The organism is Mycobacterium sp. 852002-30065_SCH5024008, from assembly GCF_001665645.1.
Classification (GTDB): domain Bacteria; phylum Actinomycetota; class Actinomycetes; order Mycobacteriales; family Mycobacteriaceae; genus Mycobacterium; species Mycobacterium paraffinicum.
Genome location: NZ_LZSZ01000031.1, coordinates 1 through 3,918, shown reverse-complemented (window position 1 = coordinate 3,918; position 3,918 = coordinate 1). Strand labels below are relative to the sequence as shown.

General features: G+C 68.1%; 3 protein-coding genes and 1 pseudogene. 3 read left to right on the top strand and 1 reads right to left on the bottom strand.

Annotated features, from left to right (window positions below):
• Together A5781_RS03985 and gatB are read left to right on the top strand one after the other, a co-directional pair.
• Positions 1-246: pseudogene (locus A5781_RS03985) on the top strand (MinD/ParA family protein); the annotation flags it as partial.
• A 268-nt stretch (positions 247-514) separates the two neighbouring features.
• Entirely contained in the window at positions 515-2,026 is a 1,512-nt protein-coding gene (gene gatB, locus A5781_RS03980; RefSeq protein WP_067201539.1) for an Asp-tRNA(Asn)/Glu-tRNA(Gln) amidotransferase subunit GatB, read from the top strand.
• 20 nt (positions 2,027-2,046) lie between these two features.
• Here the strand turns inward: gatB and A5781_RS03975 are convergent, their stop codons facing one another.
• Positions 2,047-3,168: a sorbosone dehydrogenase family protein gene (locus A5781_RS03975; protein WP_067201535.1), complete on the bottom strand. Its 1,122-nt coding sequence runs from the start codon at positions 3,166-3,168 to the stop codon at positions 2,047-2,049.
• A gap of 260 nt (positions 3,169-3,428) precedes the next feature.
• On the opposite strand from A5781_RS03975, the gene A5781_RS03970 reads away from it, so the two are divergent.
• On the top strand, positions 3,429-3,918 hold a 490-nt coding region (locus A5781_RS03970), incomplete at its 3' end, for a DoxX family protein (protein WP_156624363.1).

Genomic DNA, 3,918 nt, shown 5'->3' with positions numbered 1-3,918 from the left:
CCGGCCAGGGTAGAGCTGCTGGCCGCCAAGGAACTCGAGCGATTGTCCGCACGCGTCGCCGCGACGGTGGTGCTGCCGTTCGATCGCCACATACACGAGGGCAAGCAGATCGAGCTGGATCGGCTGAGCAAGGAGAGTCGGCGCAGTTACCTCGAGATGGCCGCCGTGCTGGCCGACATGTTTCCCGGCAGAGGTGGGGAGCGCAACCGATTCCCGGTGCCGCGCTCGCCGCACTGGCCCTCATAGCTCCTGAGTCCGCCTTCTACGCGGCCACCACTACGCCTGATGGTGGTGACCCGCTTCGCCCGGCTCCGCCGCGCTCGCGGTCCCCACTACGCGTGATGGTGGTGACCCGCTTCGCCCGGCTCCGCCGCGCTCGCGGTCACCACTACGCGTGATGGTGGTGACCCGCTTCGCCCGGCTCCGCCGCGCTCGCGGTCACCACTACGCGTGATGGTGGTGACCCGCTTCGCCCGGCTCCGCCGCGCTCGCGGTCACCACTACGATCGACGGCATGAGTGTTGCTGCCAGCGCCGATCTCATGGACTACGACGACGTCATCGCGCGCTTCGACCCGGTACTCGGCCTCGAGGTGCACGTCGAGCTGTCGACCGTCACCAAGATGTTCTGCGGCTGCTCCACCGCCTTCGGCGCCGAACCCAACACCCAGGTGTGCCCCGTATGCCTCGGCCTGCCCGGATCGCTGCCGGTGCTCAACCGCACGGCAGTGGAATCGGCCATCCGGATCGGGCTGGCGCTGAACTGCGAGATCGTGCCATGGTGCCGCTTCGCCCGGAAGAACTACTTCTACCCGGACATGCCGAAGAACTACCAGATCTCCCAGTACGACGAGCCGATCGCCATCAACGGATACCTCGAAGCGCCGTTGGACGACGGCACCACCTGGCGGGTCGAGATCGAGCGCGCGCACATGGAGGAAGACACCGGCAAGCTGACCCACCTGGGTAGTGAGACTGGCCGGATCCACGGCGCCACCACGTCGCTGCTCGACTACAACCGCGCCGGCGTGCCGCTGATCGAGATCGTGACCAAGCCCATCGTCGGTGCCGGCGCCCGGGCGCCGCAGATCGCCCGCGCCTATGTCACGGCGTTGCGAGACCTGTTGCGCGCCTTGGACGTATCCGATGTTCGGATGGACCAGGGTTCGATGCGTTGCGATTCCAACGTGTCGCTGATGCCGACCGGAACTACCGAGTTCGGCACACGCACCGAGACCAAGAACGTCAACTCGCTGAAAAGCGTTGAGGTGGCGGTGCGTTACGAGATGCAACGGCAGGCCGCCGTCCTCGCATCCGGCGGCCAGATCATCCAGGAGACCAGGCACTTTCACGAGGCGGGGTACACCAGCCCGGGCCGTGCCAAGGAGACGGCCCAGGACTACCGCTATTTCCCCGAGCCCGACCTGGAACCGGTTGCGCCCAGCCGCGAGTTGGTCGAGCAGCTGCGCCAGACGATCCCAGAGCTTCCGTGGCTGACCCGCAATAGGATTCAGCAGGAGTGGGGCGTTTCCGACGAGGTGATGCGCGATCTGGTCAACGCCGGCGCCGTGGAACTGGTCATCGAGACCGTCAAGCACGGCGCGGCCGGCGAGCAGGCGCGCGCCTGGTGGGGAAACTTCCTGGTGCAGAAGGCCAACGAAGCGAACATCGGCCTGGACGAACTGGCCATCACCCCAGCCCAGGTCGCCGCGGTGATCGCGCTCGTCGACGAGGGCAAGCTGTCCAACAAGCTGGCCCGCCAGGTCGTGGAGGGGGTCTTGGCCGGCGAAGGCGAACCCGAGCAGGTGATGACATCCCGCGGCCTCGAGCTGGTGCGCGACGATTCGGTGACCCAGGCCGCGGTCGACGAGGCGCTGGCCGCCAATCCCGATGTGGCGGAGAAGATCCGCGGCGGCAAGGTGGCGGCGGCGGGCGCGATCGTCGGGGCGGTGATGAAGGCCACGCGGGGGCAGGCCGACGCGGCCCGGGTGCGCGAACTGGTGCTGGCCGCCTGCGGGCAGAGCTGACGAGAGCTCTCCAGCGTCCGCTAGGTCTTGTCGTCGTTGTTGCGGGGGAATCCGCCGCCCTGCGGGAACAACGGGAACACCACGTCGTCGAGCTTCTCGGCATCCCCGGCGGTCTTGTTGACCGTTGCGCCCCAGACGTTTCCGTCCGGTGACATCCGCAGCGCCCACGCGTGGGCATGGGTGTCCTTGCGCACCACGTCGGGTTCCCCGGTGACCGCACCCGTCGCCGGTGCCAGCCGCACGGCCACCGTCAGTTTGGTGTTGATCAGGTTGACCAGCACGGTCCCGTCCATCGCCGCGCAGCCGGCCACGCCGGGTTTGTCCGGCCACGTCCACACCGTGGAGACCTCGGAAGCCTTGGTGATGCGCTGCAACCGATCCGCCGTCGGCGTGCGGTCGGCCACGTACAACGAGCCGTCCACTGGGTCGACGCACAGGCCGCCACCGGAGCCGACGCCCGACAGCGCCGTCGTGGGCGGCGCCTGACCGATGGTGGTCGGCTGCTCGATGCGAAGGACCTTGCCCGCCAGCGATTTGGGGTCAGATGCGGCGGCGGGGTTACCCGCGTCGCCCGTCAGCACCACCAACGTGGTGGGGCTGGTGAAGATCAGCGCTCCGGTATTGCCGGTGGCCCCCTTGGGGATTCCGGTGAGGATGTCCTTGGGGATGTCGCCATCGGCCACCCGGATCACCCGATTGTCCGTGGGCGTGCTGATGTAGGCGTACATCAGCCGGTCTTGCGCATAGGTCGGGGACAGCACGATGTCCATCAAGCCGCCGTCGCCGGACGGGTCGACCGGGATGACCATCTTCACCTTCGGCTCGGCGCTGACCGAGATCTCCTTGACGGCGCCGGTGGTGCGCTCGGCGACCAGCGCGGTTTTGCTGTCGGGCCCCATGATCAGTCCGCTGGTGCTCTCCAGGCAGCCCTGCATCACGCCGGGAGCCGGGCACGCCTTGGGGAATGGCGTGGGCGGCAGCGGCGGCGGTGGGGGAGGCGTCGAGCTGGGTTGCGGCTTGAGTTCCGGGTTGGTGGTGAAAGGCTGCGACTGGGCGTCGTTGAACCGCGCGCAGCCGCTCGCGACCAGCACCACCGCGCAAAGCGCGGCAAACCCGCACCGAACCGAGCGCCGTAGTCGCATGACCGACAGGCTACGGATAGTGCGCCCGCCGCCGCCACACGCATGGGCCTGCCCGCCCGGCGCCACACGATCACACCACTTTTGGCGCCGGCCAACGGCCGCCTCCGGGGCCCGAAATGTGCCGTCTGGCACCCGCTGGAGCCGCGAGCGGGCTAATTTCGGCCCAATCCGCGCCGCTTTGGCGGGCAAACCACCGATTGCCTGGCGAAAGCGCCGCTCAAATCCCCAATTCAGCGACAAATGCCCTTACCCTGTCACGCGTGACCAGTCAACCGAATGACGGACATTGGCAGCGGCCCGGCGAATCCCCGGAGCCAACACCGGGACGCCCCGCGACGGCGCGTGTGGTTGACCCCGAAGATGATTTGACGCCCGTCGGCTACCCCGGGGACTTCAACCCCTCCACCGGAACCACCACCGTCATCCCCTACATGGGCGACCACGCCGTCGTGGGCGGTCCCAAGGCGACGGGTTACAACGTGCTCGACCAGCAGGAACCCCTGCCCTACGTCCAGCCGCAGTCCGCCCGGCACGCTGCCGCCGAGCCCGCCGACATCGACGGGGACGAACACCACGACCGGCTGCACGACGTCGGTCGGCGCGGCACCCAGCATCTGGGTTTGCTGATACTGCGGGTCGGCCTCGGAGTCGTGCTGGCCGCCCACGGGTTGCAGAAGCTGTTCGGCTGGTGGGGCGGCTCCGGGGTGGGCGCTGTCTCTTATACACATCTGACGCTGCCGACGATCGCAT